The following is a 16,510-nucleotide window of genomic DNA, read 5'->3' as shown; positions in this document are numbered from 1 at the left end:
GCGTCATGGATGCGTCCATATGCAGGTACCTGAAAGGCGACCCAATGAGACTTTCTCCTTCGCCAGGGCGGGCTTTCTCCGCAATCCTCGCCGCCATCATTCTGATTTTGGGAACCGGATCAGGCGCATTCGCCTTCTCCCCGGTCCCGCAGTCGCTGCCGGCTGCGCCGAATGACCAGAACGACAATACGGGTCCGCAGTTCTACAACGGCATAAACGTGGATGTGCGGGACGATGTCTCCGGGGACGTGTACGTGTCGGCCCAGCAGATCACCATCTCCGGCAACGTGACCGGCGACGTCATCGCCGCCGGCCAGACGATCGACATCACCGGAATCGTTGACGGCAATGTGCGTCTCGCCGGGCAGGATGTGACCATCAGCGGGGAGATCTCGCGCAGCGGCACCATCTTCGCTTCGACGGTGAATCTTACCGACAGCGGTTCCTTCGGAGACGACTTGGTGGGTGCCGCGGGCGATGTCGAGATAGCCGGCGCGGTCGGCCGTGATGTGCAGGTTGGTGTTGGCGACCTCACCATTGACGGGACGGTCGGGGGTGACCTCACCTACAGCTCCAACGACGACGCCAGCATCGCCGACGGGGCGGTCAGCGGCACCGTGGAGCGCATCGCCCCGCCAGACTCCGACGAGCCAACGCAGGGAGAACGGTTCGTCGGCTGGTTGCTTGGCCTGCTTTACGCGCTGGTTGCGCTGAGCCTCATCACCCTCCTCGCGGGATTACTTTTCCCCCGTTTGCTGCACAACGTTACCGACCGTCTTGTACCGACTCCCTGGAAGGCTCTGCTCGTAGGGTTCGTGGCCTCGATCGTCGTTCCGTTTGCAATTGTGCTTCTGCTGTTCACCTTCGTCGGCGCACCCCTCGCGCTGGCCATCCTGCTGGTCTGGATCACGCTCACCCTCGCGGCATTCGTGTTCAGCTCCTACTACATCGGAAGGCTGGTGTTCCGCGGCCGCCAGCGTCCGGTGGTCAAGGCGCTCGTCGGCGGGGCGATCCTCATCGTTGCGCTGCATATTCCGTGGCTGAACATCGCCGTATGGCTGGGCATGGTCTTCCTCGGGATCGGCGCGCAGCTCCTTGCGATCTACGACCGGCGCCCCTGGCGGCGGGTAAGCACGGCATCACGGAATGACCTCGGCCCGGGCACGGGACACAAAGGTGGGCCCGGGTACGACGGCGGACAGTCCCCGCCGCCCCCGGTGCAGCCGCCGCCCCCGGGGCCGTAACCCGCGCAGGAGGATCACCGTTCAGGCCTTTCCGACAAATCTCCGTAGCCCTGTCGGCTGGAGTCGCGGACTGCAGGGCTAAAACGGTTAGCAGAAGGCCCCTAAACGACGGCAGGCCTCCCGCATTATGCGGAAGGCTGCCGTCGTCGTTAGTCGGCTAGGAAACCGGGGCCAGCTCCGGGTAGTCCGTATAGCCGGCGGCGCCGTCGGTGTAGACGGTGGCCTGGTCGATCTCGTTCAGCGGGTGGTCCTCCTGCCAGCGGCGGGCCAGGTCCGGGTTGGCGATGACGGGGCGGCCGACGACGGCGGCGTCGGCCAGGTTCCCCTCGAGCAGCATGATGGCGTCCTCGCGGGTGGTGACCGTGCCGAAGCCGGTGTTCATGAGCACCGGGCCGCCGAAGCGGTGGCGCAGGCCCTGGACCATCTCGTCGGCCGGATCGGCGTGCAGGATGGACAGGTAGGCCGGCTTCAGATCGGCGATGCCGTCCACGAGGGCGGTGTACGTGGCGGTCACGTCGGCGCGGTCGGTTTCCAGCACGCCCTGGATGTTGTGTTCCGGGGAGATGCGGATGCCGGTGTGCTCGGCGCCGATGGCCTCGGCCACGGCACGGAAGGCCTCGATGACCAGGCGGGCCCGGTTCTCGGGCGATCCGCCGTAGTTGTCGGTGCGGGTGTTGGAGACGGGGGAGAGGAATTCCTGCAGCAGGTAGCCGTTGGCACCGTGCAGCTCCACGCCGTCGAACCCTGCCTTCATCGCATTCTGCGCGGCGGAGACGAAGTCCTGCACGACGCCGGGGAGTTCGGCTTCGGTCAGGGCGTGCGGCACCGGGTAGGGCTGCTTGCCGTCGTACGTGTGCGCCATGCCTTCGAGCGCGATGGCGCTGGGGGCCACCGGCTGGCGGCCGCCGTTGATGTTTTCGTGCGCGACGCGGCCGGAGTGCATCAACTGGGCGACGATCCTGCCGCCGGCGGCGTGGACGGCGTCGGTGACGCGCTTCCAGCCGGCGACATGCTCCTCGGTGACCAGGCCGGGCATCAGGGGGTTGCCCTGGCCGGTGAAGGAGGGGTAGATGCCGTCGCTGATGATCAAGCCCATTGAGGCGCGCTGGCGGTAGTGCTCGACCATGATGTCGGTGGGCACGCCGTTGCGGTCGGCGCGCACGCGGGACATCGGTGCCATGACGAGGCGGTTGGGCAGTTCCATGGTGCCGACGGTCAGCGGGGTAAAGAGTTTCACGTGGTGGTTCCTTTTTGTGGCGTGGGGCCAAGAGAGGTCTCACTAGGAGGGTTTATCTACTCAGCGACAACCGCGCGAAGGGCTTGCTATATTCCGCGCCACGTTTGAGGTCACACCCGAGGCCTCCGGTTAGGCGGTGTTTCACGATGAGCTCTTATATGGTGGGCCGTGCTTAGTCCAGGCGGGCGAAGCGCTGCCCCGTGAGCACCAGGCGTGGCAGGCCAGCGGGCTGGAAGAACCCGGATCCGCGTGCCACACCTCGTAGACGGACAGACCACCACTGAGCAATTCGTGCGACAGGCACCCTTCGCCGCCGATAGATAGGCACAAACAATCGCTGCTCCGGTCTTGGACGGCGTGAGTGAAGCTCCTAGTCGGTAGCGATGACGACAGACTTTGTCCGTGTGTAGGAATCGAGGGCTTCCGGTCCGTACTCGCGGCCCCAACCGGAGTTCTTTACCCCGCCGAACGGAACAGCCGGGTCGAGTAGTGCCCACGCATTAACCCAGACGATGCCGGCCTGGAGTTTCGAGGAGACCCGGTGAGCCCGCGAAATGCTGGAGGTCTGGACGCCTGCTGCGAGGCCGTATTTCGTGCTGTTGGCCAGACCGATGGCCTCTTCCTCGGTGTCGAAGGGCTGGACAGTGAGCACCGGGCCGAAAATCTCGTCGGTAACGGCTTCGGCGTCGTTGCCCAGCCCGGCGATAACCGTTGGCTTGTAGAAGAATCCGCCATTCAAGTCGAGCTTCTGACCCCCGACGATGATTTGGCCGCCTGCTGCCCTGGCTCCGTCCACATAACGAGCTACCTTATCCAGTTGCTTCTGACTGGACATTGGTCCCATGACGGTCGCGGGATCGAGGGGGTCGCCGACAGGAACGCCTGCGACTGCGTCTTTCAGAATTCCCAGAACCGTTTCGTAGATGGGCCGTTCGACAAGCAGGCGAGGTCCCCCCATGCAGAACTGACCTGAGTTAAAAACGAAGGCACTGATGATGGTTCCAATTGCTTTTTCCAAGTCGGCGTCGGCGAAGAGGATGTTGGCGGCGTTACCTCCAAGTTCCGCCGTCACGGGGCGCAGGTTCTCGCCGGCTAGGGCCGCGACGCGGCGCCCGATTTCGGTGGAGCCGGTGAAGGCGACTTTGTTGACGTCCGGGTGCGCGACCAGATGATCACCCAGTGCGCTGCCGGAACCCGTAACGACGTTGAAAACTCCGGCAGGAACGCCGGCCTCGGTGAGGATCTTGGCCATCAGCAGGGCACTGAGGGGTGTATCTCCGGCGGGCTTGTGGACCACTGTGTTTCCGGCGGCTAGGGCTGGGGCGATCTTGGTGCTGGAGAGGATGAGCGGGAAGTTGAACGGGGTGATGGCGGCGATTACGCCTAGGGGTTCACGCTTGGTGAATGCATGGGCTGCCAGCGGCGTTTCCCGGACCGACCCGTCCAGTTGCTGTGCCAGGGCGGCGACATATTCGTATTGATCGATGGCTGTCGCGACGTCCACGGCCCGCGCGAACGTGATGGGCTTGCCGACGTCGGTGCTTTCAGCGAGTGCCAGTTCCTCGGATCGTTCGCGCATGATCTGCGATGCCCTGTGGAGAATGCGGGAGCGTTCCCGGCCGCTCAAACCCGACCAGCGGCCGTCCTCGAAAGCGGTTTTTGCTGCAGCGACGGCGGCATCGATGTCGGCGGTGGTGGCAGCGGAAACGGTAGCCGTTTCCTGGCCGGTGGCAGGATTCACGATCGACGAGTTGCTGGCTCCGGACGCTGGGCGCCAGTCACCGTTGATGAACAATTGGCCCCGGGTTACCAAATCCGGGAGAGAGCCCGCGGGGATCTGCGAGTCCTGAAGAGTCATTATTCCTCCTTTATTGCTTGTTCCCTGGGGCGTCAAAAACCGCGGGTCCTGAATCGGCTGCTGCAGATGCCTGATTTTCCGGGGCGGCGATTATGTTGTCAATAGGTTCTTTGGCGACTCTCGTGCTCATAATCCGGGGCGCTGAACCAAGCCGAGGGGGGACTGAGGGATGGGGCAGGAGGCCCGGGGGCAAGGGAACAGCCCGCTCTCGTGACTGCGAATCCCTTGAGTGCGTGGACGGCGGCTCCGAAGGCCATCCTCGTGCCCGGCGGAAGGGCGTCCTGGTACTCGCTCGCATCAGGGAAGCGGTCCTGCGCTGCGCGCTCCGGCCAGTAACCGGCTGCTCCTTCGTCGCATCCGGCGACACTGCCCGCTACTACCTGAGCCAACTGGAGGAAATGGGGCTACACGCTCAGCGACGTGCAGCGCATCATCACCGACCACCGCACCGAGGCACAGGCGGAGCGAGGGGAAGCCTCAGACGAATAAGGAGGCCGAGGGAGCGGAGCCGGATATCCCGGACCAAGGGATCCCGGCTCCGCTGTCGTGTGCCCGGGGATCCGGTGGGTGCGCTTGCGGAGGGTTTCCTAGCGGCGTGCGGCTGCGGCCTCGCCGGCGGCAAGCATCCGCTGGTAAACGACAGCCCTCTGGGCTGAGAGCTTCACCGCGGCCGTGACAGCTGCCTTCACATCCGCCGCCTTCTTCTCTGCGGCCTTCTGTTCCTCCGCCTTCTTGTCGGCGGAAGCCTTATCGGCTGCCGTGTCCGTGTCCCGGTTCTCCGCTGCGGCGGCTGCCTCTGCAGCGACGCCGGCATCGACTTCAGCGCCCGTGCTGGAATCCACCCAGGCACCCGACGTGTTCTGCGTCACGGACGCACCCGTATCCGGGTTCACATGCGGGGCACTACCTGCGGCCGGAGGCACACCGTTGTTCTGCGCAGGCGGGGTGTGCGACTGGGCCGGAGGGTTGTAGACCGGTGCGGGAGGGGCGTATCCCGGTGCAGGAGCCGGCGGGTTGTATGAAGGGACCGGCGGCTTGTAGCCGGGGGTGGGTCCGTAGGTTCCGCCGTTGTTTGCCGGAGGTCCGGTGACGGTGCCGGGACCGCTGCCGGGGCCTCCACCGTAGTCTCCGCCGCCGGAACCATTGTTGCCGCCGCCTCCGGCAGGGATGCAGGTCTGACCGCCTGCGCCGAGGTCGACCATGACCTGGCCGGGAGGGCAGCTGAGTGCCTGGGCCGGGGCGGCACCGAGGAGGAGCCCGCCGCTGAGCAGGGCCAGGGAGCTGGCAGCGGCCAGTACGCGCTTCATCATCATCGTTATCGCCGGTTACTTCGTGGAACCGGCGGACGCGGAGGGAGAGGATGCGGGAGAGGCTGAGGCTTCCGCAGTCTCTGAGGTCGTCGGGAACGCAATGAGCCATGCTCCGTCGTGGAAGACCAGGTCATTGGCCTCCTCCGCCAGCGCCGCGGAGTTGGCCACAATCGTGTCTCCGGACTTCACAGAGATGGCCTCCACCGGAACGGTGGCCGTCCGGTCCCCTAGGCTCACTTTACTTTCGTCCACCGTGATGGAGAACTGCGCTTTGGGGTCCAGGACCTTCAGCAGGGCAAAGTCGGCCATCGCGGCGGCCACGTCTTCGGAGCCGGCGGCCGGATCGGTGTACCGGACGGCCGCGGAGAACGTCTTCTCGTCGGCGTCGTCCGGGAAGGCGGCCGCGATTTCATCCGTGGTGGTTTCCGCGAAGAATCCCTCGATGGCCTGCACGACACCGGCCGGATCCCGCGGGGTCTCTTCGGCAGCAGCGGCAGCCGTGGCGCCGTCCGCCGCCGGCGCGTTGTTTCCGCAGCCGGTGGTGCCGAGCAACAGCCCGGCGGAAAGGATGAGCGAGCCCAGCATCGCCGCGTTATTCATGTGTGGATCTTTCGCTCAGCAGACCTTATCGCTTGAAACCTATGTGACAGGTGTGACCTAGAGCAAACTGCCCGTGGATGCCGCGGCTTTCGGCGCCGCAGCCCCACGGCTGCATCTATTTCCGCCGCGCTGCGGTGCCAACCTGTCTAAAAGGAAAGCGTCGCCACGCTGACAACAGGTGGGCTGATAGATCAGGTTTCGGAGCGCGTCATGAATAATGATGAAATGTTTTCCGCATCTAACGCCGAGCAACTTCGCACGAACCTGGGTCCGTCTCTCGTTGACGCTTTCGCACAGTTTTGGGCGGGAGGTGACGGTCCAAAGCACACGGTTATTGACCGGAAGATCGCTGCCGCCGGGCTCATGCCGACGCCCGACGTCAGCAAAGAACGGAAAATCGTAGATGCTTTCCTTGCTGCGAACGATAGCCAAGCGTACGAACTGATGCGTGGGCTACTCGAAGCTCTCCGGGAGTTTTCAAACGGACCTTATTCACGCGGTAACTTGGAGGACATGGACGCGGGCAAACGGCTTCGCAAGACCATACAGTCAGCGGGGTATCTTCTGAACGATGAGTTCGAACTGGCGGATGAGCCAAAAGAAAGTGTCGCAATAGCCTCTCGGCAAGGGGAACGGAGCCGGATTTCGCCAGCAGTGTCAGCTGTCCACGCTCATATGGCAGCGAAAACTGAAATAACGTCCCAAGAGAAAGCAGAGATCCTCAGAGTTGAGACCGACAAGACTCCTCCAGCGGAAGTTTTCTTGGTACACGGCCATGACGATATGGCAGTGCTTGAGGTATCCGATTGGGTCCATGACCTGATCGGGGTAAAGCCCACCATCCTGAGAAAACAGCTCAACAAGGGTCAAACACTGATTGAGAAGTTCGAGTCGTACTCCAAAAACGCAGCCTGTGCGATCGTCCTTATGACCCCGGACGACGAAGCGAGGGCGAAGCGTGAGCACACAAGTGAGATTGAAGCGCGGGCTCGCCAGAACGTCGTGTTCGAACTCGGGTACTTCTACGGCAAGCTCAGACGTGAAAACGTTATAGTTGTCAACTTTGGGGTAGAGCTTCCTGGAGACATCAGCGGCCTTGTCTATATCGGCAAAGAAGATTGGAAACTCGACCTAGGAAGAGAACTCGCCGGCCTTGGTTTTTCCGTGCACCTGTAACCGCAGTGATCGGGTCGATAGTAGATACTTTGTTGAAGCAGCAGTTATTTCGTTTTTGAACGCGCGTGTCCGGCTACAGGGAAATCATTGACGTCGCTCGAGGCGGTTTCTCTAACCCGTTGGAAGTTGTGATGTTCTCGTGATTGAAGAGGCTTCGTTTTCGCAGTAGAGTCTCGTTTATGCCCCTTCGTCCAGCCGGTTGGTTCCTCGCCCTCTTCTTTTTCGCACTTTTAGTAGCTGACATTATTTTCGGCTTTGTGAGCTATGGATGGGGTGACACGTGGGCGCTCTGGGGCCCGATTGCCGCCATCGTAGGTAGCTAGGTTATTGGATTGGTCGGAGGTATGTTCTCGATATTCATCCTTAAAATCGTAAAGTTTCTATCCGTTCTATACGTCATCGGGTTCGCGATTCTCGCTATTACCTCTATGACGCAGGGAGCGTGGGGAACCTTCGGTATCGCCGTATGCGGTGCGATCGCCACGATGTTCGCTGGAGGATTTTTAATCATGATCGAACAATCGATAATTCAGCACTCGATGTCGGCACGGATGGTTGCACCCAATCAATATTCCAACTAGCGATTTATTTCGGCGACGGTTTTAGAGTCGTCTGATGCGTCCAGGGCGTCGGAGCATCAGCGCCCTTATCGGGATGAAGCCAATGTGGCAGTTCGACGTTCTTGTACCGGCTTCCGGAATGACTCCTTAATAACTCAGCGTACCCTCCGCCGAAAGTGGTTCTTCAGGGAGTTTTACAGCCACCCAATAGGCGTCGGCCATAGATCTACAATCCGCACCTTGACGTGACCCGCACCACATGTAACCCTGATCATATACGATTTCGTACTTGATCCAGGAGAGACATGGGCAACGCCGCCACCAAGGACACGCTGAAGCAGGCCGGCAAGGTCATCGCCGTCCACATCAATTACCCCTCCCGGGCAGCAGAACGTGGACGCACCCCGGAACAGCCCTCCTACTTCCTCAAGCCCAGCTCCTCCCTGGCCCTCACCGGCGGCAGCGTGGAACGCCCGGCCGGCTGCGAACTGCTCGGCTTCGAAGGCGAAATTGCCCTGATCATCGGCAAGACCGCCCGCCGGGTCTCGATCGAAGACGCCTGGAGCTACGTCGTGGGAGTGACCGCCAGCAATGACCTGGGCGTGTACGACCTGCGCTGGGCAGACAAAGGCTCCAACCTCCGCTCCAAGGGCGGCGACGGCTTCACCCCCGTCGGCCCCCACATCCTCAACGCGGCCGACGTCGACCCCGCCGCACTGCGCGTCCGCACCTGGGTCAACGGGGAACTCGCGCAGGATGACACCACCGCGGACCTGCTCTTCCCCTTCGCCCAGCTGGTCGCGGACCTCTCCCAGCTGCTCACCCTGGAACCGGGCGACCTGATCCTCACCGGCACCCCCGCCGGAGCCTCCGTGGCCGTCCCCGGTGACCGCCTCGAAGTCGAAGTCGACGTCCCGGGCACAGATAAGACCACAGGCCGCCTGGCCACCACCGTCACCGACGGCATCACCCCGCTGGCACGCTTCGGCGCGCAGCCGAAGATCGACGACAAGCAGCGCGAAGAAGCCTGGGGCTCCGCCGCAAAGGCCGGCCTCGCCCCGCAGCAGGAACAGCCAAAAACCCTTACCCCGGAACTCAAGGCGAAGCTGGAATCCGTCGCGACCGCCACCCTGTCCTCGCAGATGCGTGCCCGAGGCCTGAACAACGTCTCCATCGACGGCCTCACCGGCACCCGCCCCGGCCGCAAGGTAGTCGGCACCGCCCGCACCCTGCGCTTTGTGCCCAACCGCGAGGACCTCTTCAAGTCCCACGGCGGCGGCTACAACGCGCAGAAACGCGCCATCGACTCCGTGGGTGACGGCGAAATCCTGGTGATGGAAGCCCGCGGCGAAAAAGGCACCGGCACCCTGGGCGACATCCTCGCCCTGCGCGCCAAGCACAACGGCGCCGCAGCCATCATCACCGACGGCGGCGTCCGTGACTACTCCACCGTCGCCGGCATCGACCTGCCCGTCTACTGCGCCAACCCGCACCCCGCCGTCCTCGGCCGCAAGCACGTCCCCTGGGACACCGACATCACCATCGCCTGCGGCGGTGCCACCGTGCAGCCCGGCGACATCATTGTGGCCGACGACGACGGCATCCTCGTGATCCCGCCGGCCCTCGCCGAAGAGCTGGTGGAGGCGTGCATTCGGCAGGAACACCAGGAAGAGTTCATCGCTGAAATGGTGAAGGCCGGCCACGGCGTGGACGGGCTCTACCCGATGAACGCCGCCTGGAAGGAAAAGTACGAGGCCTGGGCAGCGGAACAGGCATGAGCAGCTCCGCGACAAGCAGCACTGGGCAAGCGGGCAGCACCACCACGGGCACCGGCTCCAAATCGGAGCAGGCCTACACCCAGCTCAAGGACCGGATCCTCGGCGGCGAAATGAGCCCGGGCTACCGCCTGGTGCTCAGCAGCATCGCCACCGAGATGGGCTGCAGCGTGGTCCCCGTCCGGGAGGCCATCCGGCGGCTCGAAGCCGAAGGGCTGGTGCACTTTGTCCGCAACGTCGGCGCCACGGTGGCCGGCATTGACCCGGACCTGTACCTGCACACCATGCAGACCCTCAGCATCATCGAAGGCGCTGCCACCGCCCTGGCCGCCCCGGACATCAGCGCCGAGGAACTCACCCGGGCCCGGGAGCTCAACAACCAGATGCGCGAGGTCCTGGATCGCTTCGATCCGGTCCGCTTCACCGCCCTGAATACCGAGTTCCACGCCCTGCTCTACGCCCGCTGCCCCAATCCGCACATCCTGGACCTGGTCCACCGCGGCTGGAACCGGCTGGGCCGCATGCGCAGCTCCGTCTTCCGGTACGTCCCGGACCGGGCACACGCTTCGGTACAGGAACACGATCACCTGCTGGACCTGATCGAGGCACACGCCGCAGCGGCCGACGTCGAGCACGCCGCCCGCGCGCACCGCACCAACACACTCAACGCCTTCCTGGCCCAGAACCACCAGCCGCCCTCCCCGGTCTAAAGACTTCCACGATTTCAACGCAGAAAGAGGAACACCCCATGACGACGCACTTCGTCCCGGAGAACCTGCCCACCCACATCCAGCACTTCATCAACGGCAAGTTCGTGGACTCCGCCAGCGGCGCCACCTTCGACGTGCTGGATCCGGTCACCAACAAGACCTACGCCACCGCCGCCGCGGGCCAGAAGGAAGACATCGACGCCGCCGTCGCCGCCGCCCGCGAAGCCTTCGTGAACGGCCCCTGGCCGAAGATGAAGCCGCGCGAACGCGCCCGCATCCTCAATCGGATCGCCGACGCGGTCGAGGCCCAGGAAGAACGCCTGGCCGAAATGGAAACCTTCGACACCGGCCTGCCCATCACCCAGGCCAAGGGCCAGGCCCTGCGCGCCGCGGAGAACTTCCGCTTCTTCGCGGACCTGATCGTGGCCCAGTTCGACGACGCCATGAAGGTCCCCGGCAGCCAGATCAACTACGTGAACCGCAAGCCCATCGGCGTCGCCGGGCTCATCACCCCGTGGAACACCCCGTTTATGCTCGAGTCCTGGAAGCTCGCCCCGGCCCTGGCCACCGGCAACACCGTGGTGCTCAAGCCGGCCGAATTCACCCCGCTTTCCGCCTCGCTCTGGGCCGACATCTTCACCGACGCCGGCGTCCCCGCCGGGGTGTTCAACCTGGTCAACGGCCTGGGCGAGGAAGCCGGCGACGCGCTGGTGAAGCACCCGCAGGTTCCGCTGATCTCCTTCACCGGTGAAACCACCACCGGCAAAACGATCTTCCGCAACGCCGCGGAGAACCTCAAGGGCATGTCCATGGAGCTCGGCGGCAAGAGCCCCTGCGTCATCTTCGCCGATGCGGACCTCAATGCCGCGATCGACTCCGCCCTGTTCGGCGTCTTCTCCCTCAACGGCGAACGCTGCACCGCCGGCTCCCGCATCCTGGTCGAACGCCCGGTCTACGACGAATTCTGCGAACGCTTCGCCGCCCGCGCCAAGACCATCGTCGTCGGCGACCCGCACGATCCGAAGACCCAGGTGGGCGCCCTCGTGCACCCCGAACACTTCGACAAGGTCGCCTCCTACGTGGAGCTCGGCAAGACCGAGGGCCGCCTGCTCGCCGGCGGCGGACGCCCCGAAGGCCTCGAAGAAGGCAACTACATCGCCCCCACCGTCTTCGCCGACGTCGCCCCCGACGCCCGGATCTTCCAGGAGGAAATCTTCGGCCCCGTCGTCGCCATCACCCCCTTCGACACCGAAGCCGAAGCCCTGGAACTGGCCAACAACACCAAATACGGCCTCGCCGCCTACATCTGGACCTCCGACCTCACCCGCGCGCACAACTTCGCGCAGAACACCGAGGCTGGCATGGTCTGGCTCAACAGCCACAACGTCCGCGACCTGCGCACCCCGTTCGGCGGCGTGAAGGCCTCCGGCCTCGGCCACGAGGGCGGCTACCGCTCCATCGACTTCTACACCGACCAGCAGGCCGTGCACATTTCCCTGGGCAAGGTCCACACCCCCAAGTTCGGGACCGACGACGCCGCCAAGGTCGACGGCTAACCCCTCCCCGACACTTCCCCCGCCGTTTGCAAAGGAGCAAAACCATGGATATCGAAAACCGCATTCCCACCCCGAGCATCGCCCCGCCGGACATCGTCCGCTGCGCCTACACCGACCTGGTGGTCACCGACCTGGAACGGTCCCGGAAGTTCTACGTGGACGTCCTCGGCCTGCACGTCACCGAAGAGGACGAGAACGCCATCTACCTGCGCTCCCTCGAGGAGTTCATCCACCACAACCTGGTGCTGCGCAAGGGTCCGGTGGCCGCCGTCGCCGCCCTGGCCTACCGCGTCCGCACCCCCGAAGACGTGGACGTGGCCGAGGCCTATTACAAGGAGCTGGGCTGCCGCACCGAACGCCGCAGGGACGGCTTCGTGAAGGGCATCGGCGACAGTGTGCGCGTGGAGGACCCGCTGGGCTTCCCCTACGAGTTCTTCTACGAAACCGAACACGTGGAACGCCTCACCCAGCGCTACGACCTCTACTCCGCCGGGGAACTGGTCCGGCTGGACCACTTCAACCAGGTCACCCCCGACGTACCCCGCGGCCGCGCCTACCTGGAAGACCTCGGCTTCCGCGTCTCCGAAGACATCAAGGATTCCGACGGCGTCACCTACGCCGCGTGGATGCACCGCAAGCACACCGTGCATGACACCGCCCTGACCGGCGGCGACGGCCCGCGCATGCACCACATGGCCTTCGCCACGCACGAAAAGCACAACATCATCCAGATCTGCGACAAGATGGGCGCCCTGCGCATCTCCGACCGGATCGAACGCGGCCCCGGCCGGCACGGCGTCTCCAACGCCTTCTACCTCTACATCCTGGATCCGGACGACCACCGCATCGAGATCTACACGCAGGACTACTACACCGGCGATCCGGACAACCCCACCATCACCTGGGACGTGCACGACAACCAGCGCCGTGACTGGTGGGGCAACCCCGTGGTCCCGTCCTGGTACACCGAGGCCTCCCTGGTGCTGGACCTGGACGGCAACCCGCAGCCGCTCACCAAGCGCACAGAGACCTCCGAAATGGCGGTCACCATCGGTGCCGACGGGTTCTCCTACACCCGCCCCGACGACGACGCCGGCAGCTCCTCCGGCGAGTCAGCGCAGGGCTTCAAGATCGGCACCCAGCTCTAGACCGCGCCCGACGACGGCGCCAGCCCGGCGCCGTCGTCGTCGCACCCTCCGACACGCCTCCGAACACGCTGCACCCTCTGAACCCAAAGGAATCGCCGTGCTAGATCAATCAACTCTCCGGGCGGTGGCCGATGAGCTGCTCGAAGCCCAACGCACCCGCACCCCGGTGCCGCGCCTGACCGCGCGCTACCCGGATATGACCATCGATGACTCCTATGCCGTGCAGAACCTGTGGCGGGAACGGATGATCGCCTCCGGGCGGTCCCTCGCCGGCCACAAGATCGGCCTCACCTCCAAGGCCATGCAGGCCGCCACCGGCATCACCGAACCCGACTACGGCGTCATCCTCGACGACATGGTGCTGGAAAACGGCTGCACCCTGGAATGGGACCGCTACACGCATCCCCGGGTGGAGGTGGAACTGGCGTTCGTGCTGGGCAAGCCGCTGTCCGGGCCGAACTGCACCCTGTTCGACGTCCTTGACGCCACGGACTACGTGGTCCCCGCGCTGGAAATCCTGGACTCGCGGATCGAGATGGAGGGCCGGACCATCGTGGACACCATCGCGGACAACGCGGCGATGGGCGCCATGGTGGTCGGCGGGAACCCGGTGAAGCCGGCCGACGTCGACCTGCGCTGGGTTTCGGCGCTGCTCTACCGGAACCAGGGCATCGAGGAAACCGGCGTCGCCGCCGGGGTGCTGAACCATCCCGCCGCCGGCGTGTACTGGCTGGCGAACAAGCTCGCCGTGCACGGCACCTCGCTGGAGGCCGGGGAAATCATCCTCGCCGGCTCCTTCACCCGCCCGATGTGGGTATACAAGGGCGACACCGTCTTTGCCGACTACGGACCGTTGGGAACCATCACATGCCGCTTCGAGTAGAGGAAACCTTCTCCGCCCGCTTGGCCGGGGGCCGGCAGACCGGCATGTGGGTCTGTTCGGGCAGCCCGCTGATCGCTGAAATCTGTGCCGGGTCCGGGCTGGACTGGCTGCTGATCGACGCCGAGCACAGCCCCAACGGGCTGGAATCCCTGCTCGCGCAGCTGCAGGCGGTGCACGGGTATCCGGTCACCGCGGTGGTCCGCCCGCCGAGCGGGGACGCGGTGCTGCTGAAGCAGTACCTGGATCTGGGCGCGCAGAACCTGCTGATTCCCATGGTGGACACCCCGGAGCAGGCGGCCGAGCTGGTCCGTGCCGTCCGGTATCCGCCGCTGGGCATCCGCGGGGTGGGCAGCGCCCTGGCCCGCGCGTCGCGCTGGAACCGGATCGAGGGGTACCTCGAAAACGCCGCGGAATCCGTGACCCTGCTGGTGCAGATCGAGACCGCCGCCGCCGTCGACAACGTGGAGGCGATTGCCGCCGTCGACGGGGTGGACGGCCTGTTCATCGGGCCGGCGGACCTTGCCGCGTCCATGGGCCTCCTCGGCCAGCAGGAGCATCCCGACGTGATTGCCGCCGTCGAGCACTGCATCCGGGTGGTGAAGGCCGCCGGGAAACCGGTGGGCGTGAACGCGTTCGCCGAAGCAACTGCCCGCCGCTACATCGAGGCCGGCGTGGACTTCATCCTGGTGGGCGCCGACGTCGCCCTTCTGGCCCGGGGCAGCGAAGCCCTGGCCGCGAAATACCTCCCTGCCGCGGACGACGACGTCCGCGCGAGTTACTGACAAGGACTTTCCATGGCTGCACCTTCCGGCACCGCCGCCGGCCCGCGTTCCCCTCGGTCCGGTCCTCAATCCACTCCGCGGGACACCCGCAAGGTTGCGGTCGCAACTCTGATCGGTACCACCGTTGAGTGGTACGACTTCTTCATTTACGCCACCGCCGCGGGACTGGTCTTTTCCGAGTTGTTCTTCAAGCCTGCCGGCAGCGAGTTCGCCACCCTGGTCACCTTCGCCTCGGTGGGCCTGAGCTTCCTGTTCCGTCCGCTCGGCGCCTTCCTGGCCGGGCACTACGGCGACAAGATCGGCCGCAAGGCCATGCTGGTGCTGACCCTGCTGCTCATGGGCGGGGCCACCACGCTGATCGGCGTCCTGCCCACCCATGCCACCGCCGGCATCTGGGCGCCCATCCTGCTGGTACTGCTGCGCATCATCCAGGGCATCTCCGCCGGCGGCGAATGGGGCGGCGCGGTGCTGATGTCCGTGGAACACGCCCCGCGCAACCGCCGCGGGCTCTTCGGCTCCTTCCCTCAGCTGGGTGTGCCGCTGGGCATGCTGCTGGCCTCCGGCGTGACCGCGCTGATGACCGGCGTGATTTCCCCGGGCGACGAGTTTGTGGAATGGGGCTGGCGCCTGCCGTTCCTGCTGAGCATCGTGCTGATTGTGGTCGGTTTCCTGGTCCGCATGTCCGTGAGCGAAAGCCCGGTCTTCGAGGAAATTGCCGAGAAGAAAAAGCAGACCCAGATGCCCATCGTGGAACTGATGAAGAACCACTGGAAGCTGGTCATCCTGGCCGCCCTGGTCTTCGCAGGCAACAGCGCCGCCGGGTACATGACCACCGGCGGATTCATCCTGAACTACTCCACCAACCCGGACGGCCCCGTGGCCCTGGACCGCACGGACGTGCTGCTGGCCGTCTCCGGCTCCGCGGCCCTGTGGTTCGTCTTCACCCTGGTCAGCGGGTTCATGGCGGACCGGATTGGCCGGAAGAAGACCTACCTCATCGGGTTTGCGGCCCTGGCCCTGACGGTCTTCCCGCTGTTCTGGCTGATCAACACCGGCGACATCGGGATGCTGTTCCTCGGCATGGCCCTGTTCACCGTGGGTCTCGGCCTGACCTACGGCCCGCAGGCGGCCTGGTACAGCGAGATTTTCCCGGCCTCGATCCGCTTCTCCGGCGTCTCGGTGTCCTATGCGCTGGGTGCGATCATCGGCGGGGCGTTTGCGCCGACCATCGCCGCGGCGCTGGTCAAGGAAACCGGTTCGACGACGGCGGTCTCCGCCTACCTACTGGTGATGATCGTGCTCGCTTCGGCCGCCACCCTCATGCTCCGCGACCGGCCGGGCATCGACCTGTCGATCCGGAACCAGGCCGAGCAGGAAGTCGGGGCAACCATCTTCGACAAGCGCCGCGGGGTGTCGACGGATGACACGGCGCCGGGTGCGGGATCGGCTGCGGGGGCAACCCGCTAGCCGCCGAGCTTTAGCCGGGGCCCGGCAGGTCGGGGGATCGATTCCCTAACCTGCCGGGCCTTCGCTGTGGACGGGGTGGGCGGGCTGGCCGGGCGGACCGGGCGAGCATGTGGCCGGACGGGGCTGGACCGGGCAGGACGGGCTGACTGGGAGCGGGAGGACCGGGCGGGCATGCGGCCGGGTGGACTGCGAGTCCGCGAGGGA

Annotated in this window: 13 protein-coding genes; 9 read left to right on the top strand and 4 right to left on the bottom strand. The window is 64.9% G+C overall.

All coding sequences use genetic code 11. From position 1 onward, the window contains the following. Positions 1-44 precede the first annotated feature (44 nt). Positions 45-1,244: a hypothetical protein gene (locus tag NNX37_RS04365; RefSeq protein ID WP_255791079.1), complete on the top strand. Its 1,200-nt coding sequence runs from the start codon at positions 45-47 to the stop codon at positions 1,242-1,244. Between the two features lie 157 nt (positions 1,245-1,401). Here NNX37_RS04365 and NNX37_RS04360 read toward each other — a convergent pair whose 3' ends face one another. The 4 genes from NNX37_RS04360 to NNX37_RS04345 all read right to left on the bottom strand — a co-directional run bounded on the left by NNX37_RS04360 (position 1,402) and on the right by NNX37_RS04345 (position 6,249). Further along, positions 1,402-2,481, bottom strand: a complete 1,080-nt coding sequence (locus tag NNX37_RS04360) for an alkene reductase (RefSeq protein ID WP_255791078.1) — start codon at positions 2,479-2,481, stop codon at positions 1,402-1,404. 370 nt (positions 2,482-2,851) lie between these two features. Continuing rightward, entirely contained in the window at positions 2,852-4,339 is a 1,488-nt protein-coding gene (locus NNX37_RS04355) for an aldehyde dehydrogenase family protein (RefSeq protein WP_255791077.1), read from the bottom strand. A gap of 587 nt (positions 4,340-4,926) precedes the next feature. Further along, entirely contained in the window at positions 4,927-5,649 is a 723-nt protein-coding gene (locus NNX37_RS04350; RefSeq protein ID WP_255791076.1) for a hypothetical protein, read from the bottom strand. 15 nt (positions 5,650-5,664) lie between these two features. Continuing rightward, positions 5,665-6,249 (bottom strand): hypothetical protein, encoded by a 585-nt coding sequence (locus tag NNX37_RS04345; RefSeq protein ID WP_255791075.1) that lies wholly within the window; start codon positions 6,247-6,249, stop codon positions 5,665-5,667. 210 nt (positions 6,250-6,459) lie between these two features. Between NNX37_RS04345 and NNX37_RS04340 the strand changes: the two genes are divergently transcribed. From NNX37_RS04340 to NNX37_RS04305, 8 genes are all read left to right on the top strand, one after another. Continuing rightward, entirely contained in the window at positions 6,460-7,425 is a 966-nt protein-coding gene (locus tag NNX37_RS04340) for a TIR domain-containing protein (RefSeq protein ID WP_255791074.1), read from the top strand. Between the two features lie 865 nt (positions 7,426-8,290). Further along, positions 8,291-9,763, top strand: coding sequence for a fumarylacetoacetate hydrolase family protein (locus NNX37_RS04335; RefSeq protein ID WP_255791072.1), 1,473 nt, complete (start codon positions 8,291-8,293; stop codon positions 9,761-9,763). Beyond that, positions 9,760-10,470: a GntR family transcriptional regulator gene (locus tag NNX37_RS04330; RefSeq protein WP_255791071.1), complete on the top strand. Its 711-nt coding sequence runs from the start codon at positions 9,760-9,762 to the stop codon at positions 10,468-10,470. The genes NNX37_RS04335 and NNX37_RS04330 overlap by 4 nt, the downstream gene beginning before the upstream one ends. A 38-nt stretch (positions 10,471-10,508) precedes the next feature. After that, positions 10,509-12,026, top strand: a complete 1,518-nt coding sequence (gene hpaE, locus NNX37_RS04325; RefSeq protein WP_255791070.1) for a 5-carboxymethyl-2-hydroxymuconate semialdehyde dehydrogenase — start codon at positions 10,509-10,511, stop codon at positions 12,024-12,026. 50 nt (positions 12,027-12,076) lie between these two features. Next, positions 12,077-13,174 (top strand): 3,4-dihydroxyphenylacetate 2,3-dioxygenase, encoded by a 1,098-nt coding sequence (gene hpaD, locus NNX37_RS04320; protein WP_255791513.1) that lies wholly within the window; start codon positions 12,077-12,079, stop codon positions 13,172-13,174. A 97-nt stretch (positions 13,175-13,271) separates the two neighbouring features. Continuing rightward, a complete protein-coding gene (gene hpaH, locus NNX37_RS04315) occupies positions 13,272-14,057 on the top strand; it encodes a 2-oxo-hept-4-ene-1,7-dioate hydratase (protein WP_255791069.1) in 786 nt (261 codons plus the stop codon). After that, positions 14,042-14,839, top strand: a complete 798-nt coding sequence (locus NNX37_RS04310; protein WP_255791068.1) for an HpcH/HpaI aldolase family protein — start codon at positions 14,042-14,044, stop codon at positions 14,837-14,839. The genes hpaH and NNX37_RS04310 overlap by 16 nt, the downstream gene beginning before the upstream one ends. A gap of 12 nt (positions 14,840-14,851) precedes the next feature. Next, entirely contained in the window at positions 14,852-16,306 is a 1,455-nt protein-coding gene (locus NNX37_RS04305; RefSeq protein ID WP_255791067.1) for an MFS transporter, read from the top strand. Positions 16,307-16,510: the final 204 nt, after the last annotated feature.

The organism is Arthrobacter zhaoxinii (genome assembly GCF_024385505.1).
Taxonomy (GTDB): domain Bacteria; phylum Actinomycetota; class Actinomycetes; order Actinomycetales; family Micrococcaceae; genus Arthrobacter_B; species Arthrobacter_B zhaoxinii.
This window is presented reverse-complemented; position numbering and strand designations above follow the sequence as displayed.